Source organism: Methylobacterium sp. ME121, from assembly GCF_000974725.1.
Taxonomy (GTDB): Bacteria; Pseudomonadota; Alphaproteobacteria; order Rhizobiales; family Beijerinckiaceae; genus Methylobacterium; species Methylobacterium radiotolerans.
This window is the reverse complement of sequence record NZ_BBUX01000007.1, coordinates 33,290-58,442: the sequence shown is the minus strand read 5'-3', so window position 1 is coordinate 58,442 and position 25,153 is coordinate 33,290. Positions and strand designations below refer to the sequence as shown.

Annotated in this window: 20 protein-coding genes; 11 read left to right on the top strand and 9 right to left on the bottom strand. The window is 73.5% G+C overall.

Going from position 1 to position 25,153, the window contains the following annotated elements:
* The first annotated feature begins 310 nt into the window (after positions 1–310).
* Entirely contained in the window at positions 311–649 is a 339-nt protein-coding gene (locus ME121_RS07705; protein WP_012321579.1) for a DUF1491 family protein, read from the top strand.
* A 164-nt stretch (positions 650–813) separates the two neighbouring features.
* On the opposite strand, the gene ME121_RS07700 is transcribed toward ME121_RS07705, so the two are convergent.
* From ME121_RS07700 to ME121_RS07680, 5 genes are all read right to left on the bottom strand, one after another.
* A complete protein-coding gene (locus ME121_RS07700; protein ID WP_012321578.1) occupies positions 814–1,863 on the bottom strand; it encodes a ketopantoate reductase family protein in 1,050 nt (349 codons plus the stop codon).
* 279 nt (positions 1,864–2,142) lie between these two features.
* Positions 2,143–3,126 (bottom strand): N-acetyl-D-Glu racemase DgcA, encoded by a 984-nt coding sequence (dgcA, locus tag ME121_RS07695; RefSeq protein WP_059408612.1) that lies wholly within the window; start codon positions 3,124–3,126, stop codon positions 2,143–2,145.
* A 1-nt stretch (position 3,127) separates the two neighbouring features.
* Entirely contained in the window at positions 3,128–4,141 is a 1,014-nt protein-coding gene (gene dgcN, locus ME121_RS07690; RefSeq protein WP_012321576.1) for an N-acetyltransferase DgcN, read from the bottom strand.
* Between the two features lie 259 nt (positions 4,142–4,400).
* Positions 4,401–4,952, bottom strand: coding sequence for a GNAT family N-acetyltransferase (locus tag ME121_RS07685; RefSeq protein WP_024828675.1), 552 nt, complete (start codon positions 4,950–4,952; stop codon positions 4,401–4,403).
* 226 nt (positions 4,953–5,178) lie between these two features.
* Positions 5,179–6,345 carry a type III PLP-dependent enzyme gene (locus tag ME121_RS07680; protein WP_024828676.1) on the bottom strand — a complete coding sequence of 389 codons (1,167 nt, stop codon included), beginning with the start codon at positions 6,343–6,345 and terminating at the stop codon, positions 5,179–5,181.
* A gap of 732 nt (positions 6,346–7,077) precedes the next feature.
* On the opposite strand from ME121_RS07680, the gene ME121_RS07675 reads away from it, so the two are divergent.
* The 7 genes from ME121_RS07675 (at position 7,078) to ME121_RS07645 (ending at position 19,700) form a co-directional block, all read left to right on the top strand.
* Positions 7,078–7,584: a GNAT family N-acetyltransferase gene (locus ME121_RS07675; RefSeq protein ID WP_012321573.1), complete on the top strand. Its 507-nt coding sequence runs from the start codon at positions 7,078–7,080 to the stop codon at positions 7,582–7,584.
* A gap of 471 nt (positions 7,585–8,055) precedes the next feature.
* Positions 8,056–10,155: a methyl-accepting chemotaxis protein gene (locus tag ME121_RS07670; protein ID WP_059408611.1), complete on the top strand. Its 2,100-nt coding sequence runs from the start codon at positions 8,056–8,058 to the stop codon at positions 10,153–10,155.
* Between the two features lie 126 nt (positions 10,156–10,281).
* Complete coding sequence (locus ME121_RS07665; protein ID WP_012321571.1) at positions 10,282–11,724, top strand: polysaccharide biosynthesis C-terminal domain-containing protein; 1,443 nt, start codon at positions 10,282–10,284, stop codon at positions 11,722–11,724.
* A 129-nt stretch (positions 11,725–11,853) separates the two neighbouring features.
* Positions 11,854–13,041: an FAD-binding protein gene (locus tag ME121_RS07660; RefSeq protein WP_058606229.1), complete on the top strand. Its 1,188-nt coding sequence runs from the start codon at positions 11,854–11,856 to the stop codon at positions 13,039–13,041.
* Positions 13,042–13,098: 57 nt separating this feature from the next.
* Positions 13,099–14,439: a glycolate oxidase subunit GlcF gene (gene glcF / locus ME121_RS07655; RefSeq protein ID WP_012321569.1), complete on the top strand. Its 1,341-nt coding sequence runs from the start codon at positions 13,099–13,101 to the stop codon at positions 14,437–14,439.
* Positions 14,440–15,162: 723 nt separating this feature from the next.
* Positions 15,163–18,285 (top strand): Rne/Rng family ribonuclease, encoded by a 3,123-nt coding sequence (locus ME121_RS07650; protein ID WP_059408610.1) that lies wholly within the window; start codon positions 15,163–15,165, stop codon positions 18,283–18,285.
* A gap of 170 nt (positions 18,286–18,455) precedes the next feature.
* Positions 18,456–19,700, top strand: a complete 1,245-nt coding sequence (locus tag ME121_RS07645) for a methyl-accepting chemotaxis protein (protein ID WP_012321567.1) — start codon at positions 18,456–18,458, stop codon at positions 19,698–19,700.
* Between the two features lie 61 nt (positions 19,701–19,761).
* Here the strand turns inward: ME121_RS07645 and ME121_RS07640 are convergent, their stop codons facing one another.
* From ME121_RS07640 to ME121_RS07635, 3 genes are all read right to left on the bottom strand, one after another.
* The gene (locus ME121_RS07640) at positions 19,762–20,040 is read right to left on the bottom strand and encodes a DUF2934 domain-containing protein (protein WP_059408609.1); all 279 of its coding nucleotides are present in this window, start codon (positions 20,038–20,040) and stop codon (positions 19,762–19,764) included.
* A gap of 52 nt (positions 20,041–20,092) precedes the next feature.
* Positions 20,093–20,263 (bottom strand): DUF3606 domain-containing protein, encoded by a 171-nt coding sequence (locus ME121_RS33415; RefSeq protein WP_012321565.1) that lies wholly within the window; start codon positions 20,261–20,263, stop codon positions 20,093–20,095.
* Positions 20,264–20,385: 122 nt separating this feature from the next.
* On the bottom strand, positions 20,386–21,390 hold the full coding sequence (locus tag ME121_RS07635; RefSeq protein WP_024828681.1) for a 2-keto-3-deoxygluconate permease: 1,005 nt from the start codon (positions 21,388–21,390) through the stop codon (positions 20,386–20,388).
* A 181-nt stretch (positions 21,391–21,571) separates the two neighbouring features.
* Here ME121_RS07635 and ME121_RS07630 point away from each other — a divergent pair, with 181 nt between their 5' ends.
* The 3 genes from ME121_RS07630 to pdxA all read left to right on the top strand — a co-directional run bounded on the left by ME121_RS07630 (position 21,572) and on the right by pdxA (position 24,643).
* Positions 21,572–22,396, top strand: a complete 825-nt coding sequence (locus ME121_RS07630; protein ID WP_059408608.1) for a FadR/GntR family transcriptional regulator — start codon at positions 21,572–21,574, stop codon at positions 22,394–22,396.
* A 109-nt stretch (positions 22,397–22,505) separates the two neighbouring features.
* Positions 22,506–23,621: a four-carbon acid sugar kinase family protein gene (locus tag ME121_RS07625; RefSeq protein WP_059408607.1), complete on the top strand. Its 1,116-nt coding sequence runs from the start codon at positions 22,506–22,508 to the stop codon at positions 23,619–23,621.
* Positions 23,618–24,643, top strand: a complete 1,026-nt coding sequence (gene pdxA / locus ME121_RS07620; RefSeq protein ID WP_179239994.1) for a 4-hydroxythreonine-4-phosphate dehydrogenase PdxA — start codon at positions 23,618–23,620, stop codon at positions 24,641–24,643. Before ME121_RS07625 ends, pdxA begins: the two co-directional genes overlap by 4 nt.
* A 175-nt stretch (positions 24,644–24,818) precedes the next feature.
* On the opposite strand, the gene yidD is transcribed toward pdxA, so the two are convergent.
* Positions 24,819–25,151, bottom strand: a complete 333-nt coding sequence (gene yidD, locus ME121_RS07615) for a membrane protein insertion efficiency factor YidD (RefSeq protein WP_024828684.1) — start codon at positions 25,149–25,151, stop codon at positions 24,819–24,821.
* Between the last annotated feature and the right edge of the window lie 2 nt (positions 25,152–25,153).

Genomic DNA, 25,153 nt, shown 5'->3' with positions numbered 1-25,153 from the left:
CGTGAGCTGCGAATTCGGGCGCCCTTTGCTCAGTTAATCAGCAAAAAATACTGTAGATGTGCGCTGACGCACACGGATCAATCCTTTTTTAATCCCGAAGAATACTGTTTTTTCTGACGGAATATTTTGCGCGCTGAAGCGTTCATGCCAGATGGCCGACGCGGCGCGTCCGCGCTGGCCCGCGCTTGCCCGCGCCGGCGCTTTCGCGCATGGCGGAGGCCGCACCGCTCCGAGCCCGCGGGGTTCGAGGGACGACCGCCGCGTCGGACCGCCTCCCGCGGCGAGCCGAGGTTCACAGGGCTACAGACGCATGCGCCTGCGCTCCGATTTCTGGGTCTCGGCCCATCTGCGGCGCCTGGACGTCGCGGGCATCCCGGCCGTGCTGCGCCGGCGCGGGTCCGCGGAGGCGGGCGCGATCTTCGTGAAGGTCGACCGCCTCGACGGCAGCGCCGATCTCTACGGGCCGGCGCCGCAGGCCCTGTTCGAGGCCGAGGAGAGCGGTGACCGCCGTTTCACCGCGATCGTCACCGGCGGCAGCCCGCTCGACGTGGAGGAGCGCCTGACCAAGGAGATCCGGTTCGATTCCGACCTCTGGATCATCGAGATCGACGACCGCCAGGGGCGGCATTTCCTGGATCTGGCGGAGTAAGGCGAAGGCGCGGCGACCGTCTCTGCGAGCGAGAGCGAAGCGACCCGGAGGCGCCACGCCGACCGACGGCGCGCCGCCCTGGGGTCACTTCGCTCCGCTCGTGAAGACGAGAGCACAGCAAACGCCGCGCGGCGCTCCGCACCGCGTGACAGTGACGGGGCCGATCAGCCCTCGATGATGCGCTCGTCGAGCTTGCGATCGACGGTCTCGACGGTGCGGTCGATCTCGGCGTTCGGCTCGCCGAGCTGGTGCGAGATCAGCTTTACCAGCAGGTCGACCCGCTCGATGTAGGGCGCGCCGTTCGCCACCGCCCGCGCCGCCGAGGACGGCTTCAGCAGGCTCTCGGCGGCCTTGGCGTACTTCTCGAACGGCACTTGGTCGGCCGGGTCGGCGCCGAGCTTCCGGGCGATGCCGTCGACGTGGTCGTAGATCGCCCGCGAGCGCGCCAGGTCGCCGTGGACGGCGTCGTGGATCGATTGCGGCTCGCCCGGGGTGATGCAGCGGTAATTGCCGGTGAGCAGCATCGACCACTTGGCGAGCGGCACGAACAGCGAGTCGAACACCTTGAGCTTCACCGGCACGTCGTGCCCGTCGAGGCGCACGGCGTCGATATCCGCCTCCAGCTCCCGGAGCAGCCGGTTGTGGGCCTCGTCCGCGAAGGTCGCGGCCTTGAAATTCGTCGGCAGGCCGACGTGGAGGACGTTCGCCTCCTCCTCCGGCGGCCGGAAGGCCTGCGGATCGGGGGAGCAGAGCGACACCAGCCCCGGCTCGAACCGGTCCCACACGCCGGCATTGGTGTAGGCATCCTCGAGGTCCATGGCGGCGAGCGCCGGGATCCGCTTGAGGTAGGGCAGCGGCGGCATGTTCATGATCGACAGGCACGGCAGCCTCGCCGCCGCGATCTTGATCATCAGGACGCGGATCGTGTGGTTGTTGTACTGCGGCTCCTGCATGGCGAGGCCGACGAGGTCGTAGCGCGACACGTCAACCTCTTCCGGCGGCATCGCGTCGACCTTGCCGGGCAGATCGCGCGAGTGGATCGCGCGGTGCTCCTTCTCGTCGCGCAGCTTGATGCGGACCTCGGTCCCCTCGCGGTTGATCAGGTCCGCGGTCTTCCGCCGGCACACCAGGGTCACGTTGTGACCGGCCATCAGGAGCTTGGTCCCCAGGAGCGAGCCGTAGGAGGCCCCCAGGATCAGGATGTTTCTGGCCACGTCTTTCCTCCCCAGCATTGAAGACTTGCTGTGTGTTGTCTGGCTGCTGGGAACAGCGCGTCCACGCCACGCCCCGAGCGCACACGCGATGGATGGCAGCCGGGCGAGAGGAAGGCAAGCCTTCTGGTATACCTAATCCCAAACCCTTTGTGAGGCCCCGCCGGTGACAGGCGGGGCGATCCCTATCGTCCGCACCTGGGATCTCCACAGGGCGGAGCCTCCGGGATCTCGCGCTGGGCGGTCTCGGACCGCGGACGGCGACCGCTCCGCCCGCGTGCCCTAGCCCCAGAGCTCCGACGTCGGCGGGTGCATCAGGCTGCCCTCGTAGCGCAGCGGCGGGTCGCGGTCGCGGGCCAGCAGCAGCGGCCCGTCGAGGTCGACGAACTCCGCGTCGTTGGCGAGCAGGGCCGCCGGCGCCATGCCCAGCGAGGTGCCGAGCATGCAGCCGACCATGATCGAGAGCCCCCGGGCCCGCGCCTCGCGGGCGAGGAGCACCGCCTCGGTCAGGCCGCCGGTCTTGTCGAGCTTGATGTTGATCGCGTCGTAGCGCCCGGCCAGCGCGTCGAGTCCGGCACGGTCGTGCAGGCTCTCGTCGGCGCAGACCGGCACCGGGTGGGGGATCTCGGCCAGCAGGGCATCGGCGTCGGCCGGCAGCGGCTGCTCGATCAGCGCGACGCCCGCCTTCAGGCAGGCCGCGAGGTTGGCCTCGACGTTCGCGGGCCGCCACGCCTCGTTGGCGTCGACGATCAGCCGGGATTCCGGCGCGCCGGCCCGCACCGCGGCGATGCGCTCCGGATCGCCGTCCCCGCCGAGCTTGACCTTGAGCAGCGGCCGGTGGGCGGCCTTGCGGGCGGCCTCCGCCATGCTCTCCGGCGTGCCGAGGCTCAGCGTGTAGGCGGTGATCGCCGGCCGGGGCTCGGCGAGACCCGCGATCTCCCAGGCGGGGCGGCCCTGGCGCTTCGCCTCGAGGTCGAACAGCGCGCAGTCCAGGGCGTTGCGCGCGGCGCCCGCCTTCATGCGGGCCATGAGCGCGTCCCGCTCGATCCCGGCGGCGATCGCCTCTGCCTGGCCCTCGATCAGGGCGCTGACGCTCTCGACGCTCTCGCCGTAGCGCGGATAGGGCACGCACTCGCCGCGCCCGACCGCGTCGCCGTCCGCGATCGTCGCCACCACGACGGCGATCTCGGTGCGGCTGCCGCGCGAGATCGTGAAGGCGCCGGCGATGGGAAAGCGCTCGACGGCGAGGGTCAGGCGGCGCGCCATGTCAGGCCTCCGGGAAGTCGGCGACGATCCGGTCGACCAGCCCGTCGACGCCGAAGCGCACCGGGTCGGTGGCGGGCAGGCCGTGCTCGGACGCGAGCTTGTCGAGGAGGGCCCGCGCCTCGCCCTCGGCGAGCGCCTGCGTGTTCACCGCGATGCCGACCGGCCGGATCGCCGGGTTGGTCAGGCTGCCGAGCTGCACGGTGAGGTCGATCACCTGCCGGATGGTCGGCAGCGGGTGCTTCACGCCGCGCATGTTGGTGCGGGTCGGCTCGTGGCAGACCACGAAGGCGTCAGCCTGCGCGCCGTGGAGCAGGCCGAGGCTCACGCCCGCGAAGGACGGGTGGTAGAGCGAGCCCTGGCCCTCGATCAGGTCCCAGTGGTTCGGGGCGGCTTCGGGCGCGATCGTCTCGACGGCGCCGGAGATGAAGTCGGCCACGACGGCGTCGATGGCGACGCCCCGGCCGGAGATGAACACGCCGGTCTGGCCGGTGGCGCGGAAATCGGCGTCCAGGCCGCGCGCGCGCATGCCGCGCTCCAGGGCCAGCACGGTGTACTTCTTGCCGACGGAGCAGTCGGTGCCGACGGTGAGCAGGCGCCGCCCGGCCCGCTTGGTGCCCTTGCCGGTGGGGAAGCGCTCGTCGGTGTGGCGGACGTCGTGGAGCTGGCGGCCGCGCCGTGCCGCGGCCTCGGCGATGGCCGGGACCGTGCCGAGCTTGACGTGCAGGCCGCTCGCCACGTCGAGCCCGGCCTCGATCGCCGCGACGATCTCCTTCACCCAGTGGTCCGGCAGCACGCCGCCGGCGTTGACGACGCCGATCACCAGGGTCCGGCAGCCCTTCGCCAGGGCCTCGGCCAGGGTCATGTCGGGGATGCCGAGATCGGCGGCGCAGCCGGGCAGGCGCATCTGGCCGACGCACCACTCGGGGCGCCAGTCCTTGATCCCGTAGGCGGTCTTCGCCGCCAGCGTGTCGGGCACGTCGCCCAGGAACATCAGGTAGGGCGTGGCGATCTGCATCGGTCGAGCAACCTTCTCCGGGAGGCCGGCGGACCGTCTATGCGGGATCGCGGGCGCCCGGCGCAATGCACGAGGCCGGCCAGGCGCGCAGATGCGGCCGCATCCCCAACATGCCTGGCCTGCACACCGTCGTCGCGGGCGCAGCGAGGCGACCCGGGCATTCGCGGCGCTCGGGGACCGCGCTGCCCCGGATAGCTTCGCGGCGCTCGCAGGGACGGCGCGGTCGTCGCCTCAGGCTTTCGGCGCCTGTCGATCCCGCTCAGGCGGCGCGTCGTCGCGCCACCCCCGCCTCGTTGGCCACCGCGCCCGCCGGCGACAGCACGCCGGTCGCCCGGACCATCCCCGCGGCGCCCGCCAGCGCCCCCGCGCGCAGCTCCAGACCGAGGAAGCGCGCGCGCTCGAACGGTCCCGGCAGGGTCAGGCCGTCCGCGAGCGCCCGGTCGAAGCCGAAGCGGGCGTAGTAGGGCGCGTCGCCGACCAGCAGCACGGCGCCGTGGCCGAGGGATTCGGCACGGCCGAGCGCCGCCTGCATCATCACCGAGCCGAGCCCCTGCCCCTGGATCGCCGGATCGACGGCGAGCGGGCCGAGCAGCAGCGCCGGGCGGGCGAGCCCGGCCTCGACGTGCCACAGCCGCAGGGTGCCGACGAGGCGCCCCGCCCGGGTCGCCGCGAAGGCGAGGCCGCGGGCCGGCAGCCGGCCCTCGCGCAGGCGCTCCGAGGTCTTGGCGCGTCGATTGCCGGGAAAGCACGCGTCGAGCAGGCGCTCGCGCGCCGGGACGTCGTGAAGGTGCTCCGCGCGGATCTCGATCATGGCTATGCCCTCCCCGGGCCGGCAAGCGGGAGAAGCGATGGATCGTCTCGGCGAGCGATCAGGGCTGGCCGCCGCTTCCGGAGAAACGGCAGCGGCCCTTAACGCAGCGTGACCGCAGGGTGGTTCCAGACGCACGGGATCCGTGCGTCCGCCTCCTGCCGCCTGTCACCCGCCGGGAGAAGTCTCGGAAGGATGCCGCCCGGAGTGTCCCGGGCGGCGCGCGCGATCAGATCACGATCTGCTGAAGGGGCGGGAAGCCGTTGAAGGCCACCGCCGCGTAGGTCGTGGTGTAGGCGCCCGCGCCCTCGATCAGCACCTTGTCGCCGATCGAGAGCGAGACCGGCAGCGGGTAGAGCTGCCGCTCGTAGAGCACGTCCACCGAGTCGCAGGTCGGGCCGGCGATGACGCAGGGCTCGGTCGCGTCCCCGTCCCGCGCGGTGCGGATCGGGTAGCGGATCGCCTCGTCCATGGTCTCGGCCAGCCCGCCGAACTTGCCGATGTCGAGGTAGACCCATCGGACCTCGTCGGCATCCGCGGACTTGCGCGACACGAGAACAACTTCCGCCTCGATCAGGCCGGCATTGCCGACCATGCCGCGGCCCGGCTCGATGATCGTCTCGGGGATCTGGTTGCCGAAATGCTTGGTCAGGCCCCGGAAGATCGCCTCGCCGTAGCTCTCCACGCCCGGCACCGCCTTGAGGTACTTGGTCGGGAAGCCGCCGCCGAGATTGACCATCGACAGGCCGATGCCGCGCTCCGCGCACTCGCGGAAGACCGCCGCCGCGGAGCCGAGGGCCCCGTCCCAGGCCTCGGTGTTGCCCTGCTGCGAGCCGACATGGAACGAGATCCCGTAGGCCTCCAGCCCCTGGCGGTGGGCGTGCTCCAGCACGTCCGCGGCCATCTCGGGCACGCAGCCGAACTTGCGGGAGAGCGGCCAATCGGCGCCCGCGCCGTCGCAGAGGATGCGGCAGAACACCCGGATCTCGCCGGCCGGCACGTCCACGGCCTCGGCGGCCCGGGCGATCTTCTCGACCTCGGCCTGGCAGTCGACCGCGAACAGGCGGATGCCGAGCTTCAGGGCGCGGCCGATGCAGCGCTCCTTCTTGATGGTGTTGCCGAAGGAGATCCGGTCGGCGGTGGCGCCGGCGGCCAGCACCATCTCCATCTCGGCGACGGAGGCCGTGTCGAAGCACGAGCCCATCTCGGCGAGAAGGCGCAGCACCTCGGGAGCCGGGTTCGCCTTCACGGCGTAGAACACCCGGGTGTCCGGCAGGGAGCGCGCGAAGGCGGTGTAGTTGTCGCGCACGACGTCGAGGTCGAGGACCATCACGGGGCCCTCGTCCTGACCGAGGTCGCGGCGCACGCGCAGGTAGTCACGGATGCGGTCGGTCATGGTCGTCTCCCGGCACGGGTTCGCGGGCGCCCTACGCGGGGCGCGCTGTCGAAGATGACGGCCTGACAGGCCGCCGGCGTCAGGGGGCGATGCGTCGCGCGGACCCACGCGCTTTGGAGACGCGTGCGTCAGTGCGGGCGCAGAGCACCCGGAAGCTGCCGTGGATTGGAAGGGAGGACCCCCACCGCACGCCGGGCAAAGAGAAACAAGCCTCTTCGGTGCCGGCCTTTGGAGGGCCGACGAGACCAAAAAAGCCCGTTCGTCGTTGCTTTAAGCTGCGTCCCCCGTGGAGAGCGGGGTTCGCCGGTTTCGCCTCCGGCTGCCGGTTGTTGTCGGGGTCCGGTGTTGCCACCTGGATGCCGGCCGTAGGGATCCACCCTTGCGACCATCGATCCTTTAAGACCCCTGGCGGCTGTCCGGCAGTTGACCGGATGCCCACCAACCGACACGCGGCCACAGGCACGTGCGAAATTGGGCACGGCGCATATACGGAGACGGGTCCCGCGCGACAAGGGGAAACCGCCCCGAAACGCCCGCTTTTCCGCCCGCAATCCACACCCCGCGCGCTCCGTTGCAAAAACGACGCATCCCGCCGGCGCGCGGCGGGCCGCGCGGGCTTCCCAAGCGCGGCGGAAGCGGGCATCTGACCGGAGGGGGCAGAGGACTCAGGCGAGCGAGCGATGGCCGGGCCGATCAGATCCACCGCGACGGCGCGGGCGTGAGCGCCCCCCTGTGAGCGCTCCCTTGCGCAGCCCGGTCGGCGACGGGCTCCCCGAGCCGACGATCCGCACCGCCACCCTCGCCGATCTCGACGCCCTGGTCGCCCTGGAGCACGCCGCCTTCGCCACGGACCGGGCCGAGCGCCGGGCGATCCGCCACGCGATCCGCTCGCCCACCATGGACGTGCTGGCGGCCCTGATCGACCCGCCGGACCGGGATCCGATTCCGGTGCTCGTGGGCGCCGCGGTGCTGGAGCGGCGGCGCGGCAGCCGGATCGCCCGGCTGGCCTCGATCGCGGTGGCACCGAATCGCGGCGGCCTCGGCCTCGGCGGCCGGCTCCTCGACGCCGCGGAGGCCCGCGCCCGCGCCCAGGGCTGCGACCGGCTGCGGCTGGAGGTGCGCGCGGACAACGGCGCCGGCATCCGGCTCTACGAGCGCCGGGGCTACACCCGCTTCGCCGTGCGGCCGGACTATTACGAGGACGGGATGGAGGCCTGGCGCTACGAGCGCGCGCTGTAGGCGACGCGCGGGGTGCCGCCGGTCCGCGGGCGGCCCGCAAGCCGGCAGGACCCCGCCGAAATCCGGCCCCGATCGAACGGTCCGTTCTCGCGACCCGATCCGCCATGACGAGGGCGCGCGACGGCCGGACGGTCAGGACGCTGGCAGGACGCCGGCAGGCCGGCCCCGCGCGGCCCCGGGCCCGGCCCGGGGCTCCTCGCGGATGCGGCGCGGGGCGCCAGATCCGCTCCCCGCCGCTCCAGGGGCGGGAGCCGCACCGCCGCGCCGCCGAAGAGCGGGCCGATTTCGGCCCGTCGAAATTCGGCGCGATTTCGTCAGACAAGTCTTCGCGCTGATAATCTCTGTATTTATCCATATAAACGGCGGATCATAAAATATCCTAATCTTTATTACGGACAGCGCGATCGCTCGATTGCCCGACGAAACCTGACGTTATAGGACCGAGCATCGCAGATCCTGAGATTTTCTCCCATGAGTCGCTGGCTGGGACGCTTCTCGATCCGGACCTTGCTGTGCCTGGTGATCGTCATCATGGCCTGCATGGCGCTGGGCAACGCGGTCAGGTCGCTCGTCGACGCGCGGGCGCAGGCGGCGCGCGCGGCCCGCGCCGTGACCCTGACGGAGGCGAGTCAGGGCCTCCTCAGGGCGATCCTGCCGCTGCGGCTCGAGCGCGGATCGTCCCTCGCCCTCGGGGGTGAGGCGCCCGCGGACGCGAAGACCCTGTCGACCGTCGCGGGCAGCCGGCAGGCGCTGACCGAGAATTACCGCCGGGCTCAGCGCAGCCTGAGCGATCTGGCCGAGCCGGCGGTCAGCGCGACGCTCGACCGCCTGACCACGGCGCAGGAGGCGATGGCGGCCCTGCGCCCCCGCATCGACGAGGCCCTCCGGCTGCCGAAGGCGCAGCGCGACCCGGCGCTGCGGGAGGCCGCGATGGCCGCCTTCCAGGACCTGCTCGAGGCGCTGACGGCCACGCTGAAGGCGGTCGACGCGTCCATTCCCCGCTCCGATCCCGCCCTGCAGCGCTATCTCGCCCTCAAGCAGGCGGCCTGGGACACGCGCGTGGCCAGCGGCAACGTCGCGGTGCGGGTGCAGAGCTCGCTGGTCGCCGGCGCGTCGTGGTCCCTGCCCGAGACGATCGCGGCGGCCGAGGAGCGGACCGAACTTCTGGCGGCGTGGCGGCGCACGACCGAGGCCGCGACCGGCGTCTCGGAGGCGGTGCGGGCCGCGTTCGAGCGGGCGAAGGCCAGCAATTTCGAGGGCGAGACCAGGGCCATCGCGCAGGCGGTCTTCGACGCGCTCAGCACGCACACGCCCCCGCGCCACTCGTTCGCGGAGCTGCGCGACCGCAACACCGAGAACCAGCGCTCCCTCGTGGCCCTCTGCGACGCGGCCCTGGACGCGATGGTGGCGCGCGCCGAGGCCCTCGCCGACGCGGCCCGGAGCGACGTCGCGCGCAGCGGGGCGGCGCTGCTGGCGGTGATCCTGCTGGTGGCCCTCGGCCTGTGGACCCTGTTCGGCGGCGTGCTGCGCCCGCTCCGGGCGCTGACCGCGACGATGCGGGCGCTGGCCGACGGGGACGCCTCCGTCACAGTTTCGGCGCGCACCTACCGCAACGAGATCGGCGCGATGGCGCGGGCCGTCCAGGTGTTCAAGGACAACCTCATCCGCAGCCGGCAGCTCGAGTCCGAGGCCGCGGAGGCGCGGCTGGCGGCGGAGGCGCGGCGCCGGTCCGACCTGCGGGCGATGGCCGAGCGGTTCGAGCGGACGGTCGGCGGCATCATCGCCCAGGTCTCGGACTCGGCCACCGCGCTGCAGGGTACGGCCCAGACCATGACGGCCACCGCGACCCGGACCGCCAGCCAGTCCAGCACGGTGGCGGCCGCCGCCGAGGAGGCCGCCGCCAACGTCAGCACCGTGGCGGCGGCGGCCGAGGAACTCGGCGCCTCCGTGGAGGAGATCGGCCGGCAGGTCGAGGGATCGACCAGGCTCGCCCAGGGGGCAGTCTCGGAGGCCGGGCAGACGGGCGCGCTGGTCCGCGACCTGAGCGGCGCGGTCGCGCGGATCGGCGACGTGGTCGGGCTGATCGCGGCGATCGCCGGGCAGACCAATCTGCTGGCGCTCAACGCCACCATCGAGGCCGCCCGCGCCGGCGAGGCGGGCCGGGGCTTCGCGGTCGTCGCCGGCGAGGTGAAGGCGCTGGCGGCGCAGACCGCCCGGGCGACCGAGGAGATCGCCGGCCAGATCGCCGGCATCCAGGGCGCGACCGGCGGGGCCGTCGCGGCGATCGGCGCGATCACGGGGCGGATCCAGGAGATCAGCGGCGTGGCGAGCGCGATCGCGGCGGCGGTGGAGGAGCAGGGATCGGCCACCCGGGAGATCGTCCGCAACGTCGGGCAGGCGGCCGTCGGCACCGGCGCGGTGACCAGCACCATTCTGGGGGTCGCCGGGGCCGCCGAGGAGACCGGCCGGGCGGCCGCCGCGGTACTCGCGGCGGCGTCCGCGCTGTCGCGGCAATCCGAGACGCTCACCGCCGAGGTCGCGCGCTTCCTCGACACCGTCCGGGCCGCCTGACCGAACGGTGCCGGGGGGGGCGCGGGCCTCCGCCCCGATCTCGCCCGTTTAGGGGAGTCTTACGGCTCGCGCGCTACAGCGTACGCAACGGGCGGGCGCAATCCCGCCGCGCATGAGTCGCCGTCCATGGCCGTGATCGTCGCCTTCGTCATCAATGCGGGGCTCAACTTCGTCCTCGGCCTGCTGATCGCCAAGCTGCTGGGCCCGGCGGATTTCGGCCGGTTCGCCCTCGCGACCACCGGCGCCATCGTGCTGAACACGGTGCTGTTCGAGTGGCTGCGCCTGTCGGCGACGCGGTTCTACTCGGGGCGCGTGCGCGTCGACGAGCCGTGGATCCGCCACGGGCTCGACCGGGCCTACCTGCGCATCGGCGCCCTGCTCCTGGCCGCCGCGGCCCTGTGCGGGGCCTTCGGCTTCGCCGGCGGCGCCGACGGGCGCGAGGCGGTCCTGTGCGGCACCGGCCTCGCGGCCCTGGGCATCGGCGTGTTCGACTATCACGCGGCCCTCGCCCGGGCGCGCTTCGACGGCAAGCTCTATCTCGGCCTCGTCGCGGTGAAGAACGTCCTGTCCTTCGCCCTGATGGCGGCGGCGGCGTGGTGGCTGCCCCAGCCGGCCTGGGTGCTGGCGGCGGCGGGACTGAGCCAGCTCCTCGCGGTGGTGGTGCTGCGCCACCCCCTGCGGGACCCGCGCACGCCCCTCGAGCGGCCGCGCCTGTCGGCGACCTGGCGGGTCTTCGCGCGCTACGGCCTGCCGCTCATCGCCGCCAACACCGCCTACCAGTGCCTCACCTTCGTCAATCGTGGCGCCATCGCGGGCCAGGCCGGCTTCGCCGAGGCCGGCTACTTCGCCCTGGCGGCCGACGTCACCTCGCGCGCGCTGATGACGCTGGGCACCGCCCTCGACCTGCTGCTGTTCCAGCTCGCCGTGCAGGCCGAGGAGCAGAGCGGCCGCGCCGCCGCCGAGGCGCAGGTCGCCGCCAATGCCGGCACCGTGTTCGCCCTGCTGGCGCCCTGCGCGGTCGGCTTCTGGGCGGTGCTGCCGGCCCTCCAGGGGCTGGTGGTGCCGGACGCCTATCGCGGGCCGTTCGAGACCTACAGCACCGTGCTGATGCCGGGCCTGTTCTGCCTCGCGATGATGTTCTACGCCCTCAACCCGGTCTTCCAGATCCGCCGCCGGACCCTGCCGGTGGTCGCCGCCGCCCTGGTCGGCCTCGCGGTGAACGGCGCCGGCCTCCTCGTCCTGCCGGACCGGATGGGCGGTCTCGGCGTCGCGCTGGCGCAGAGCGCCGGGCTCGCCGCCGCCGGAACGTGGCTCGGCTGGCGCGCCCTGACCGGCGCGGAGCGGATCGCGCTGCCCTGGGGGGAGATCGGCGTCGCGGCGCTCGCCTGCGCGGCGATGGGGCTCGCCCTCGCCCCCTTCCGGCAGCTGCCGCCCGCCACCGCGCTGGCGGTCCTGGTTCCGGCCGGGATGGTTCTCTACGGGACCCTGGTCTGGATCCTCGACATCGCCGGCCTGCGCCGCCAGGTCCTGGCGCGCCTGCGCCCGGCAGGGACCGTGGCGGCGGAGTAGGCTCGCGCGCCGCCGCCGCAGTGGAAATCCCGCCGCTGAAACCCCGCGACTCCACCTCCGCTTGAATCCGCCGCCGGATCCGGCGACACCCGTCCTGGAATGGATACAAACAGGACCGGGGCGGGAACGATGGGCGTGTACGAGCCCGGCACCGAGGCGGAGGCCGGGGAGATCGTGCGGGCGGCCGCGGGGCGCGGCGAGCGCCTGCGCCTCGCCGGCGGCGGCACCGCCGCGGGGCTCGGCCGGCCCGCGCAGGACAGCGCGACCCTCTCGGCGAAGGCCCTCACCGGCGTCACGCTCTACGAGCCCGCCGAGATGGTGGTGGCGGCCCGGGCCGGGACGCCGCTCGCCGAGGTCGAGGCGCTGCTCGCCTCCCGCGGCCAGATGCTGCCCTTCGAGCCGATGGACCTGCGCGGCCTCTACGGCAGCGCCGGGGAGCCGACCCTCGGGGCGGTCGCGGCGATCAACAATGCCGGTCCCCGGCGGATCAACGCCGGCGCGGCCCGGGACAGCCTGATCGGCGTCCGCTTCGTCAACGGGCGCGGCGAGGCGATCAAGTCGGGCGGCCGGGTGATGAAGAACGTCACCGGCCTCGACCTCGTGAAGCTGATGGCCGGCGCCCACGGCACGCTGGGCCTGCTCACCGAGATCACCTTCAAGGTGCTGCCCGCCTGCGAGCGGGTGGCGACCCTGGTCTTCTCCGGCCTGGAGGACGCCCGGGCGGTGACCGCCCTGGCGGAGGCGCTGGGCTCGCCCTTCGAGCTCACGGGGGCCGCGCACCTGCCGGCGGGGATCGGCGCCCCGGAGGCGCGGACGCTGATGCGCCTCGAGGGCTTCTCCGACTCCATCGACTACCGCGCGGGCGCGCTGCGCCGCCTGCTGAAGCGCTACGGTCAGCCCGAGACCGTGGACGGTGAGGCCGGCGCCGCCCTCTGGCGGTCGGTGCGCGACGCGGCGCCGCTCGCCGAGCCCCGGGAGGCCGCCCTCTGGCGGATCTCCACCGCGCCGACCCGCGGGCCGGCCCTGGCGGCGGCGGTCGCGGCCGAGCGCGAGGCGCGCTGGTTCTTCGACTGGGGCGGCGGCCTGATCTGGCTCGCCACCGGCTCGGCGGGCGATGCCGGCGCCGCGACGGTGCGCCGGGCGGTGAAGGCCCAGGGCGGCCACGCCACGCTGGTGCGCGCACCCGACGCCGTGCGCGCCGCCGTGCCGGTGTTCGAGCCGCTGGCCGAGCCGCTGATGCGGCTCACCGCCGGCATCAAGGCGGCGCACGATCCCGCCGGGGTGCTCAACCCCGGCCGGATGTACGCCGGACTGTAAGCATCAGATTTCGCCCCTCCCCGACCGTGGGGAGGCGTGGCGCCGAGGACGCGACCCGTGCAGACCAACTTCGCCCCCGCCCAGCTCGCCGATCCCGCCATGGCGGCGTCGGAGAAGATCCTGCGGACCTGCGTGCATTGCGGCTTCTGCACGGCGACCTGCCCGACCTACCTGCTTCTCGGGGACGAGCTCGATTCCCCGCGCGGGCGGATCTACCTGATCAAGGACATGCTGGAGGGCGGCAAGCCGGCCTCGCAGGAGGTGGTCAAGCACGTCGACCGCTGCCTCTCGTGCCTGTCCTGCATGACCACCTGCCCGTCGGGGGTGCACTACATGCACCTCGTCGACCACGCCCGGGCGCATATCGAGGAGACCTACACCCGCCCCGCCGGCGACCGGTTCCTGCGGGCGCTGCTCGCCCAGGTCCTGCCCTATCCGGGCCGCTTCCGCCTCGCGCTCACCGCCGCCAGGCTCGGCGCGCCGTTCCGGGGCCTGGTGGCCCGGCTGCCGCGGGTCGGCAACCGCCTCGCGGCCATGCTCGACCTCGCGCCGGCCGGGACGCCGCCCCGCGAGCCGACGAACCGGCCCGGCCGGTTCCCGCCGGCGGGCGCGGGGGCGGCCGGGACGGCCCCCAAGCGCGTCGCCCTGCTGCGCGGCTGCGCCCAGAGCGTGCTGCGGCCGGACTTCAACGCCGCCGCGATCCGGCTGCTCAACCGGCACGGGATCGAGGTCGTCCACGCGAACGAGGGCTGCTGCGGGGCACTGACCCACCACATGGGCAAGGAGGACTCGGCCCACGCCCACGCCAAGCAGGCGATCGACGCCTGGGACGCCGAGATCGCCAAGGGCCTCGACGCGATCCTGGTCACGGCCTCGGGCTGCGGCACGACCATCAAGGATTACGGCTTCATGTTCCGCGACGACCCGGCCTACGCCGAGAAGGCGCTGCGGGTCTCGAGCCTGGCCAAGGACGTGACCGAGTACCTCGCGCTGCTCGACCTGGCCCCCGTCGCCGAGACCGACCTGGTGGTGGCCTACCACTCGGCCTGCTCGATGCAGCACGGCCAGGGCATCCGGCTGGAGCCCAAGACGCTGCTGAAGCGCGCGGGCTTCACCGTGAAGGACGTGCCCGAGGGCCACATCTGCTGCGGCTCGGCGGGGACCTACAACATCCTGCAGCCGGAGCTGGCCGCGAAGCTGCGCGCCCGGAAGGTCGCCAATATCGAGCGCGTGCGCCCCGACGTGATCGCCACCGGCAACATCGGCTGCGCCACGCAGATCGGGAAGGGCACCGGCATCCCGATCGTCCACACGGTCGAGCTGCTCGACTGGGCCACCGGCGGCCCGAAGCCCGCGGCGCTGGCCGGGGTGGCGCCGCGGCTCGAAGCGGCGGAGTAGGCACACGCCTGTCGCGACGCGGCAGGCCGTCATCGCGCGCGCAGCGAGGCGATCCGGCGATGCGGCCCAGGGATGCGGCCCAGGGATGCGGCCCATCCGCGATCGTCAGCGCCGCCCTGGATCGCTTGGCCGCGCTCGCGACCGCGGACCGGCCGCCTCCGCGCCGTGACAGGCCCGTGACATCTATTCACGTTGACCCTTGCCAAATCCGCGCAGCGGTCTGTAATGATGTCGACCCCTCTCCGGTCCCGCCGGTCGCCGCAACGGCCCGCGGACGTGACCGAATTCCTCGCGAAATCGGTCGTGGTGTCGCGGCGGGCCCTGTCGGTCCGCCTGGCGGCGGCCCGTGCCGCCCGCGATCGGGCAGGTGTCGCACGACGCGGCGGAGTTCCTCCGTCGCACCCAGGAATTCACGGCCGGTCCCCCGCCGGCCGAGATTGTTTCGCGAGGTCGGGACCACGATGGACGGACGCACGGCCCAGCATAGAGCTGCGCGTGCCCCGGAGGCGCACGAGGCGCGTCGCACCGGTCCGTCCGTCCGCCCGGCCTGTTTCAACCCCAGGCGCCCAGGGCGCCGAACGGCGGTTGACGGCAATTTCCCCTCGAACCCATCCGCCTCGGCGACGAGGCCGGCATCCCGCCCGACAGGTTTGACGTCGGGCGAGGCGCCGCCGGGACCACGGGCACGGAGAACGACGTCGGCCGCCATGCCGAGAGTCCGACATGGCCAACAAAATGCTGATCGACGCGATGCACCCGGAGGAGACCCGGGTCGTCACGGTCCACGGGTCTAGGGTCGAGGAGTTCGACTTCGAAGCCGCCAACCGGCGCCAGCTGCGCGGCAACATCTACCTCGCCAAGGTCACCCGGGTGGAGCCGTCGCTCCAGGCGGCGTTCGTCGAGTATGGCGGCAACCGCCACGGCTTCCTGGCCTTCAACGAGATCCATCCCGACTACTACCAGATCCCGCTGGCCGACCGGCAGGCGCTCCTCGAGGAGGAGGCCCGCGACGCCGAGGAGCACCGCGAGCGCGAGGAGCGTCGCCGCCGGTCGTCGTCGCGCCGGTCCCGCGGCCGCCGCGCCGAGGCCCGTGCCCGCGGCGCCGACGAGACCGTGAGCGCCGAGGACACGCACGCGGCCGCCGAGGGCGAGGATCAGGCCGAGGTCCGGAACGAGTCGGGGATCGACCCGGCCGTCCAGCCCGACACGCTCGCCGAGAACCCCGAGGCCGTGCAGGAGGCCCTCGCCTCCGAGGCCGCCGCCGGCGACCTTCCGGAAGGCGAGCCGGCGCAGGCCGCCGAGCCCGCGATCGAGTCCGCGCCGGTCGAGGCGCAGGAGGCCCCCGCCGCGTCGGATCCGGTCGCCGCCGACTCCGCCCCGTCCGAGGACGCCCCATCCGAGCCGGAGGCCCGCATCGCCGTCGCGGAGGCGCTGACCGTGTCCGACGCGCCGGGCGAGACCGTCGCGGACGCGCTCGCGACGGAGGCGAGCGAGGCGGAGGAGTCCGCCGCGCCGACCGCCGCCGACGCGGCGGACGAGGCCTCCGAGGAGGACGACGAGGAGTCCGACGACGACGAGGATGAGGACGAGTCGGAGGACGACGAGGACGAGTCCGACGACGACGAGGAGTCGGACGAGGAGTCGGACGATCCCGACGCCGAGCCCAAGATCGCCCAGGTCGGCGGCAACGGCGACGCGCTGGCCGAGATCCCCGAGCGTCCGCGCCACTACCGCCGCCAGTACAAGATCCAGGAGGTGATCAAGCGCCGCCAGATCATCCTGGTGCAGGTCGTCAAGGAGGAGCGCGGCACGAAGGGCGCGGCGCTCACCACCTACCTGTCGCTCGCCGGCCGCTACTCGGTGCTGATGCCCAACACGGGCCGCGGCGGCGGCATCTCCCGCAAGATCACCTCGGCGGCCGACCGCAAGCGCCTCAAGGAGGTCGTGCAGGACCTGGAGGTGCCCGAGGGGATGGGCGTCATCCTGCGCACCGCCGGCGCCTCGCGCTCCAAGCCCGAGATCGCCCGCGATTTCGAGTACCTGATGCGGCTGTGGGAGTCGGTCCGTGAGCTGACCCTGACCTCCATGGCCCCGGCGCTGGTCTACGAGGAGGGCTCGCTGATCAAGCGCGCCATCCGCGACCTCTACAACAAGGATCTGGACGAGGTTCTGGTCGCCGGCGAGGACGCCTACCGCGAGGCCAAGGACTTCATGCGGATGCTGATGCCCGGCCAGTCCAAGGTCGTGAAGCCCTACCGCGACTCGACGCCGATCTTCGCCCGCTTCGGCGTCGAGCAGCAGCTCGACGCGATGTTCTCCACGCACGTCTCGCTGAAATCCGGCGGCTACCTCGTGATCAACCCGACCGAGGCGCTGGTCTCGATCGACGTCAACTCCGGCCGCGCCACCCGCGAGCACGACATCGAGGACACCGCCCTCAAGACGAACCTGGAGGCCGCCGAGGAGGTCGCCCGCCAGCTGCGGCTGCGCGACCTCGCGGGCCTGATCGTCATCGACTTCATCGACATGGAGGAGAAGCGGAACAACCGCGCCGTCGAGAAGAAGCTCAACGAGTGCCTGAAGAACGACCGGGCGCGCATCCAGGTCGGCCGGATCTCGCCGTTCGGCCTGCTGGAGATGAGCCGCCAGCGGATCCGCACGGGCGTGCTCGAATCCTCCTCGATCCCCTGCGCCCATTGCGGCGGCTCGGGCTTCGTGCGCGCCACCGCGTCGGTGGCCCTGCACATCCTGCGCTCGATCGAGGAGGTGCTGCTCAAGTCGGCCTCGCACAACCTCGTCCTGCGCACCCGCACCGAGATCGCGCTCTACATCCTCAACCAGAAGCGCGGGCACCTGCGCGAGCTCGAGGTGCGCTTCGGCGTGACGATCACGATCGCGGCCGACGAGCGGCTGGCGGCCACCACCCCGTTCCAGCTCGACCGCGGCGAGCCGGCCCAGCGGGCGGAGGGCCCGGTGACGGGCGTGCGCGCCCAGGCGATCTCGCCCGCGATGGAGTTCGACGACGAGGACGAGGAGGCCGACGAGGCCGAGGCCGAGACGGAATCCGAGGGCGAGGCCGACGAGGGCCGGGCCGAGGCCCGCGAGGACGGGTCGCGCGAGGACGGCGAGGGCCGTCGCCGCCGCCGCCGGCGGCGGCGGCGCGGCGGTCGCCAGGAGGGCCGCGGCGAGGAGGGCCGCGCCGAGGACGATCGCGGCGACGACGATCAGGACGACTCGCAGGACGACCCGCAGGACGGCGCCCGTTCGGACGCGGAGAGAGGCGACGGGGACTGGGACGGCGAGCAGCCGGCCGGGACCGAGGCCCCCGCCGCGGCCGTCGCCGCGGAGGCCGGCGAGGCCGGCGAGGCCGACGAGACGGTGGCCGGTTCGGACGAGGCGGCCCGGTCCGAGGACGAGGGCGGCCGTCGCCGTCGCCGCGGACGCCGCGGCGGGCGCGGGCGCAGCGAGGGCCGCTCCCGCGACGCGTCCGCGACGGACGACGCTTCGGAGGCCGCGGGCGACGTCGTCGCCCTGTCGGCGGAGGAGCCGGTGAGCGCTGAGGCGGTGGCCGAGGCGGTCGGATCGGCGCCGGCACCGGCCGCCGACGCCGAGACCGCGGTGGACCTGCCGGTGGCGCCGGCCGAGTCCGCGGCGCCGGCGACCGACCGGGCGAGCGTCGGCCAGCAGGCCGAAGCCCCGTCGCCGGAGCCCGCGTCGCCCGAGGCCGCCCCCGCCGAGCCGGCGCCCGAGCCCGTGGCGATCGTGCTGACGCCCCCGTCCGACCCGGATCGGCCGAAGCGCGCCGGCTGGTGGTCCCGCACCAAGGCGGCCCTGACCGGCGAATGAAGCATTGCGCCCCTCGATAGAGCGCTATCCGGGGGCGCAACTTCTCGAAGAAAAGCTGTTGCGCCGCAGGGATGCCCCGCAACGCTTGTTCGGAGACTAGTCTATCCTTCACCATTGGTTGAAGGTTCTGTGTGACCATGCGCTCCGATTAGAATGTCGGAGAGGCCCGCATGTTCAGTTTGCGCCGGCAGCGTCAGACCCCTGACGCGCTAGCAACCCCGGTGACGGCGATCGCACCGGTCGAGACGGCCGTTGCCGCGCCGGTCGAGACGGCACCGAATCCCGTCGCGGAACTGGCCGTCGACCGGGAATGGCTGACCCTCCTGGCGCGCCTGTCCGCCTCCGCGTCCGATGCCGGCACCTCGATCGGCTGGATGACCCACGACGCCTCCGGCACCGCCGAGCAGGCCCGTCTCATCGCGGCCGCCAGCGAGGAACTCGCCGCGACCACCGGTGAGATCGCGGCCCGCTCCTCGTCGGCGGCCGAGATGGCCGAGACCGCCCGGGCGGGCATCGCCACCTGCGTGGGCGACCTGCACCGGGCCACCGACGGCATGCGCGGGATCGAGGAGGGCACCGAGGAGATCGGCAGCCGTCTCGACAGCTTCTCGACCGCCGCGCTGCGGATCGAGGAGATGGCCGGCACGATCGCGGCGATCTCGGCCCAGACCAACCTGCTCGCGCTCAACGCCACGATCGAGGCGGCCCGGGCCGGCGAGGCCGGGCGCGGCTTCGCGGTGGTCGCCGCCGAGGTGAAGACGCTGTCGGCGCAGACCGCGAAGGCGACGGACGAGATCCGGGCGCGGGTCAGCGGCCTGCGCGAGGAGATGGCCGCGATGCAGGCGGCCGTGTCGCGCAGCCGCAACGCCGTCGAGGCCGGCGCGGCCGCGATGGTGCGGGCCAATGCCCGCGTCGAGGCCGAGAGCGGCGCCGTCGCGAACGTCGCCGCGCAGATGCGCGAGGCCTCGGAGATCCTCGGCCAGCAGATGCAGGCCACCGGCGACATCGCCCAGAACGTCGGCCGCATCGCGGAAGGGACCGACAAGGCGCGCCGGGAGATCGGCGACGCACTCGCGCAGCTCGGACGGATCGAGGATCTCGGCCGCACCCTGCTCGACCGGCAGACCGGAACCACCGCGGATCAGCGGGTGATCCGCCTGTCGGCGGATTGCGCCGCGTGGCGGCGCGCCGTCGCGGCGACGCTGGTCGGCATGCGCTCGACCGACACGCCGCCGGAGGGGATCCCCGCCGACGCGACGCGGCCGGCCGCCATCGAGACGCCCCTGGCGCAGGCCCGCGAGCAGGCGGCCGCCCTGGTCCGCCACGTGCGCAGCCAGGCCTGGGACTCGGCGACCACGGCGTTCGTGGCGTTCGAGGCGGCGGTGAAGGAAGCCCGGGCGGCGATCGAGGCCTGAAGGCCGGCCGGCCCCGGGTCCGCCGCGACCCGGGGCCGTCTCAGGAGACGATCGGACGCCGTCAGCCCGGCGGCTCGGATCCCGGAGCTGCCGGCGCCGCGTCGGCCCTCTGGCGATCCCGCTCCTTGCGCAATTCCCGCTCGGCCAGCAGCCAGAACTCGATCTCGAAGCCCTCGGGCCGGTGGTTGCGCTCCCAGAGTTCGTAGGCCCGCTCGCGGATCTGCTCGAAGGTGATCGTGTCGGGCGACCGCGGCGGGGGCCGCGGTGCCGCCGCCTCGACCCCGGATGCGGGTTCCGGCGCGGTGCCGGTCTCGGACGCGGGCGCCTGTGTCCCCGCCATCGGGTGATCCGGAGGCGGACGGAAATCGGGGGGCACTTCCATGGCGCCGGCCTCAGGAGGCCGGCTTGTCGAGATAGGCGGCGACGCTGGTGATCCGGCTCCCGACCATCGTCACCGCCTTGCGCAGCCGCTCCTCGCTGACGCCGAAACGCTGCGCCCACTCCTCGCGGGTGGCGCGGTCGTAGATGTCGATATGCGTCTTGCCTCTGGCCTCGGTCGACATGCTGTGCCCGCTCCGGTTCGCCGTCAGGCGCGGCCGTGCCGCGCGCCCTGGAGGGACAACCGGGCTCGGAGACTTCGGTTGCCGCCGGTCGCGCGGGACGGGCGGCCGGGGCGCGCGGCGGATCAGGGTGCGGTCGGCGCGGGGCTCGGGACCGGCGCCGGATCCGCTTCGGCCGCGTCCGGGCGGACCCGCGCCGCCACGAAGGCGGTCAGCAGCGGCACCAGCAGCGCCGTGACCACCACGCTCGCCGCCACCAGCACGGTGGCGGGACCGGCGGCCTCCCTGTAGGCCGGGTTGGCGGCGGCGATGATCGCCGGCACGGCGGCGGCGTTGCCCGCCGTCGAGGCGGCCGCGACGCCCGCCACGCCGTTGCCCCCGGTGAGCCGGTCGGCGACGAACAGGGCCGCCCCGGTGATCGCCACCACCGCCACGCCGAGACCGATGCCGAGGAGGCCCGCCTGCCAGATCTTGGCGAGGTCGAGTCCGAAGCCGAGGGCGAAGGCGAAGAACGGGATCATCACCGGCGCCGCCCCCGACAGGAAAGCGCGCATGTCGCGGTCGAGGTTGCCGAGGATCATCCCGATCAGCAGCGGCAGGATGCTGCCCACCAGCGTCGGCCACGGGAAGGCCGACAGACCCGCCAGCCCGAGGGTCACCATGGTGAGGAACGGCCCGGATTCGAGGCTCATGATCGCGTAGGCGCCGGCATCCTTCGGGCGGCCGAACTGCCCCATCAGCGCGAGGTAGAGACCGCCGTTGGTGTCGTTCATGGCGGCGACGATCGCCAGCGTCGAGATCCCCGCGAAAGCCCCGCCCACCACCGGCGCCTCGCCGAGGAGCTGGCCGAACACCACGCCCATGATCGCCGCGATGCCGACCTTGGCGGCCAGCAGGACGCCGCCCTTGCGGGCGATCGCCGGGGTGGCGCGGAAATCGATGCCCGCGCCCATGCAGACGAAGAACACCGCCAGGATCGGCAGCGCGCCGTTGAACAGCGCGCCGGTGAACGAGCCGAAGAAGGTCGCGGTGTTCGGGAAGAGCGTGTGGAGGATCGCGCCGAGGAACAGCGGCACGACCATCAGGCCGCCGGGCACGCGCTCCAGGGAGCGCTTGATGGGTATCTGCATAGGTCGCCCTTCCGGTGCCGCCCTGCCCGGGCCCTGGCACCCACTCTTCCCCCCGGGCGGGCTGCTACAACCTTTCGACAAGTCGGCGCAACTGGCGCCCGGATCAGCACAAATGTTGACAAGTCCGCCGGCGCAACGCTGACTCGGCGCGGATCGGCTCGATCCACGGAGGCGTCCCCGGATGTCGTCAGCGATGTCCCCTTCCCTATCCGGCTCCCCTGATCCGGCGGAGGCGCCCGGGCAGCGGGCGCTCCGCGGCGCGGAGCCGGCACGGCCCGCCTCCCTGGCCGACGGCCTCTATCAGGCGATCCGCACCGGCATCGCGAACGGCACCTACGGGCCCGACGCGCGGCTCCCGAGCGAGCACGACCTCGCGGGACGCTTCCAGGTCTCGCGGCCGGTGGTGCGGGCCGCCCTCGACCGGCTGCGCCGGGAGGGCGCGATCGTCTCGCGGCAGGGGGCCGGCAGCTTCGTGCGGGCGCGGCCGGTGCGCCCGGCCCTGGGCTTCGCCCCCGTGGAGAGCGTCGCCGACATCCAGCGCTGCTACGAGTTCCGCCTCACCCTCGAGCCGGAGGCGGCCTACCACGCGGCGCTGCGCCACGACGCGGCGGCCCTCGACCGGATCGCGGCGGCCCTCGACCGGCTGGCGGTCGCGACCCGGCAGGAGCAGCACCGGGCGGACGCCGATTTCGCCTTCCACCACGCGATCGCGGCGGCGTCGAACAACCACTACTACGCGGCCTGCCTGGAGGCGCTGCAATCCCACATCGCCGTGGGCATGACGATCCACGGCCTCGCCCTGCGGGGCCCGCGCTCCGGCCTGCGCGGCGTGCTGGAGGAGCATCGCGGGATCTTCGCGGCGATCGAGGGCCGCGACGGCGCGGGCGCCCGCAGCCGCATGGCCGCCCATATCGCCGGGTCCCGCGACCGGCTGTTCGAGGGGCGGCTCCTCGATCTCTCGCTCGGACGGCCCGCGGAGGCCGGCGCCGCCGCGCCGCCCGCTTGACCGCCGCGCCGGCCGGTCTGTATGCCTCGCGACAACCTGACAACAAGGACGCGAGCCGCGCTCGGCCGGGCGGCGCGGCCGGCGAGGCTCCCGCCATGATCCGCCCGACATGACCCGCCTGCGCCTCATCGCCGACGATCTCACCGGCACCCTCGACACGGCCGCGGGCTTCACCGGCCTGTGCGGGTCGATCCCTGTGGCGTGGCCCGAGATCCTGGCCGCGGAGGCCGCCGGGGGCTCGCGCGGGTGCCTGGCGATCGATTCCGGCACGCGGGAACTGTCGGCGGAGGCCGCCGGGCGGATCGTCGGCGCCCTCGCGCCCCGGCTGGACGGAGCCGGCATCGCCTTCAAGAAGGTCGACAGCCTCCTGCGCGGCCCCTGGGCGGCGGAACTCGCGGCGGTGCTGCGGACCGGGACCTGGGAGCGCTGCGTCGTGGCGCCGGCCTTCCCGTACCAGGGACGCCGCACGGCGGGCGGGCGGCAGCTCGCCCGGCGCGGCGCGGGCTTCGAGCCGGTCTCGGGCGACATCGCCGAGGCCCTGCGGGCGGTCGGGCTGCCGGCGCGCCGGGTCGACCCGGCCGACGGCCCCGTGGCGGGCGTCGCCGTCTACGACGCGGCGAGCGATGCCGATCTCGCCCGGGTGGCGGATCTCGGTGGCGGCGGCCCGGTGCTCTGGTGCGGCAGCGGCGGACTCGCCGCCGCCCTGGCGCGGGGCGCGGCGCCGCCGGGCGACGCCCGGCTGACCGGTCCCGTGCTCGGGCTGTTCGGCTCCGACCGGCCCGAGACCGCGACGCAGCTCGCGGCCTGCGGCACCCACCACCTCGTCCTGTCGGCGGACGATCCCGACCATGCCGGCGCGGTGGCCGCGCGCCTCGACCGGGACGGCGCTGTCCTGGCGAGCCTCGCGCTGCCCGCCGGCACCGCCCGGGAGGACGCCGCGGCGCATATCGCCGCGACCTTCGCGGGCGTGATCGACCGCATCCCGCGGCCCGGCACGCTGCTGGTCGCCGGCGGCGAGACCCTGAAGGCGCTCTGCCTCGCCCTCGCCGTCGCGCACCTCGACGTCACCGGGCAGATCGCGCCCGGCCTGCCCCGCTCGACCCTGCGGGGCGGCCGCTGGGACGGGCTGCCGGTCGTGTCGAAGTCCGGCGCCTTCGGAACAGAGGGCGTCTGGCGCGACCTCCTCCACCAGAACGGCTTCCCGCACGACAGGAGCGCCCCGTGACCCAACATCTCGCCATCACCATGGGCGATCCCGCCGGCATCGGCCCCGAGATCATCGTCAAGGCCGCGGCCCGGCTGAAGGACCGGATCGCGGCGGGCGACCTGAAGCTCGTGGTCATCGGCAGCGCCCCGGCCCTGCGCCGGGCCGAGCAGGCGCTCGGCCTCCTGCCGGAGGCCATCCCGGAGGTCGCCGAGGCCGGCGACTGGCCGGCGCTGTGCTGCCTCCAGGCCGACGCCGAGGGCGCGCCCATCGAGCCCGGCCGGCTCTCCGCCGACGGCGGGCGCTTCGCCTACAAGGCGATCGAGGCCGGCGTCCGCCTGGCCATGGCGGGGCGGATCGGCGGCATCGTCACGGCGCCGCTCAACAAGGAGGCGCTCAACAAGGCCGGCTACCACTATGCCGGCCATACCGAGATGCTGGCGGAGCTGACCGGGGTGCGCGGGTCGGTGATGATGCTGGCCCACGGCAACATGCGGGTCTCCCACGTCACCACCCACGTCGCCCTGGAGGACGTGCCGAAGCGCCTGACCCCGGAGCGGCTGCGCCTCGTCATCGACCTCACCGACAAGGCCCTGAAGGGGCTCGGCCTCGCCAAGCCTAAGATCGCGGTCGCCGCGATGAACCCTCACGCCGGCGAGGGCGGCCTGTTCGGGCGCCAGGACATCGACGTCAGCACGCCGGTGATTGAGAAGGCCAATGCCGAGGGTCTCGACGTGCACGGGCCGGTGCCGGGCGACACGGTGTTCGTGAAGCTGCGCGCGGGCCAGTACGACGCGGTGGTGGCCATGTACCACGACCAGGGGCACATCCCGGTGAAGCTGCTCGGCTTCGAGATCGACCCGGCCACGGGGAAGTGGATGGACCTGTCGGGCGTGAACATCACCCTGGGCCTGCCGATCATCCGCACCTCGGTCGATCACGGCACCGCCTTCGACATCGCCGGCACCGGCGTCGCCAACGAGCGCAGCCTCATCGAGGCGATCGAGTTCGCCGAGAAGCTCGCAGCCAGCCGAGCGGCGTGAGACTCGGCGGCGTGAGACTCGGCGGATGACGGGGGCGGCGATCCGCGCCCCCGTCCCGAGGTGCCGCGGCGGTCGCGATCATCGCCGGAGCCGGCCTCCGTGGAACGCGAGCCGGTCGTCCCGGGCCACGGGCTTGGCGGGCGTGTTTCACGTGAAACAAACCAGGAACATCGGCCTAGCGGATGTCGGCCTCCTGCCCCACCGCCTCGCAGGCGAAGGGCGACGGCGGCGCCTCGACGCCGCGCCAGCGGCCGTAGGTCCAGGGGCGATACCACGCCGCTCCCGCGGGCAGGCGCTCCGGCACGAGGTCGATGCCGTGCGTGCCGAACGGCCCGCAGCGGCAGATCCGGGCGAAGCCCATCCAGCCGCCGGGCCAGAGCCCGTGCCGGGTGATGGCCGTGTCGGTGTACTCGGAGCAGCTCGGCCAGTGGCGGCACTGGCGGCCGACCAGGCCCGACAGCGTCAGCTGGTAGCCGCGGATCGCCCAGTGGGCGGCGCGCCGGACCATCC

Excerpts from the sequence above, each read along its gene's own strand:
- ME121_RS07705 (WP_012321579.1), top strand. The coding sequence starts at position 311 with ATGCGCCTGCGCTCCGATTTCTGGGTCTCGGCCCATCTGCGGCGCCTG.
- dgcA (WP_059408612.1), bottom strand. The coding sequence starts at position 3,126 with ATGGCGCGCCGCCTGACCCTCGCCGTCGAGCGCTTTCCCATCGCCGGC.
- dgcN (WP_012321576.1), bottom strand. The coding sequence starts at position 4,141 with ATGCAGATCGCCACGCCCTACCTGATGTTCCTGGGCGACGTGCCCGAC.
- ME121_RS07685 (WP_024828675.1), bottom strand. The coding sequence starts at position 4,952 with ATGATCGAGATCCGCGCGGAGCACCTTCACGACGTCCCGGCGCGCGAG.
- ME121_RS07680 (WP_024828676.1), bottom strand. The coding sequence starts at position 6,345 with ATGACCGACCGCATCCGTGACTACCTGCGCGTGCGCCGCGACCTCGGT.
- ME121_RS07670 (WP_059408611.1), top strand. The coding sequence starts at position 8,056 with ATGAGTCGCTGGCTGGGACGCTTCTCGATCCGGACCTTGCTGTGCCTG.
- ME121_RS07665 (WP_012321571.1), top strand. The coding sequence starts at position 10,282 with ATGGCCGTGATCGTCGCCTTCGTCATCAATGCGGGGCTCAACTTCGTC.
- ME121_RS07660 (WP_058606229.1), top strand. The coding sequence starts at position 11,854 with ATGGGCGTGTACGAGCCCGGCACCGAGGCGGAGGCCGGGGAGATCGTG.
- ME121_RS07650 (WP_059408610.1), top strand. The coding sequence starts at position 15,163 with ATGGCCAACAAAATGCTGATCGACGCGATGCACCCGGAGGAGACCCGG.
- ME121_RS07645 (WP_012321567.1), top strand. The coding sequence starts at position 18,456 with ATGTTCAGTTTGCGCCGGCAGCGTCAGACCCCTGACGCGCTAGCAACC.
- ME121_RS07640 (WP_059408609.1), bottom strand. The coding sequence starts at position 20,040 with ATGGCGGGGACACAGGCGCCCGCGTCCGAGACCGGCACCGCGCCGGAA.
- ME121_RS33415 (WP_012321565.1), bottom strand. The coding sequence starts at position 20,263 with ATGTCGACCGAGGCCAGAGGCAAGACGCATATCGACATCTACGACCGC.
- ME121_RS07635 (WP_024828681.1), bottom strand. The coding sequence starts at position 21,390 with ATGCAGATACCCATCAAGCGCTCCCTGGAGCGCGTGCCCGGCGGCCTG.
- ME121_RS07630 (WP_059408608.1), top strand. The coding sequence starts at position 21,572 with ATGTCGTCAGCGATGTCCCCTTCCCTATCCGGCTCCCCTGATCCGGCG.
- ME121_RS07625 (WP_059408607.1), top strand. The coding sequence starts at position 22,506 with ATGACCCGCCTGCGCCTCATCGCCGACGATCTCACCGGCACCCTCGAC.
- yidD (WP_024828684.1), bottom strand. The coding sequence starts at position 25,151 with ATGGTCCGGCGCGCCGCCCACTGGGCGATCCGCGGCTACCAGCTGACG.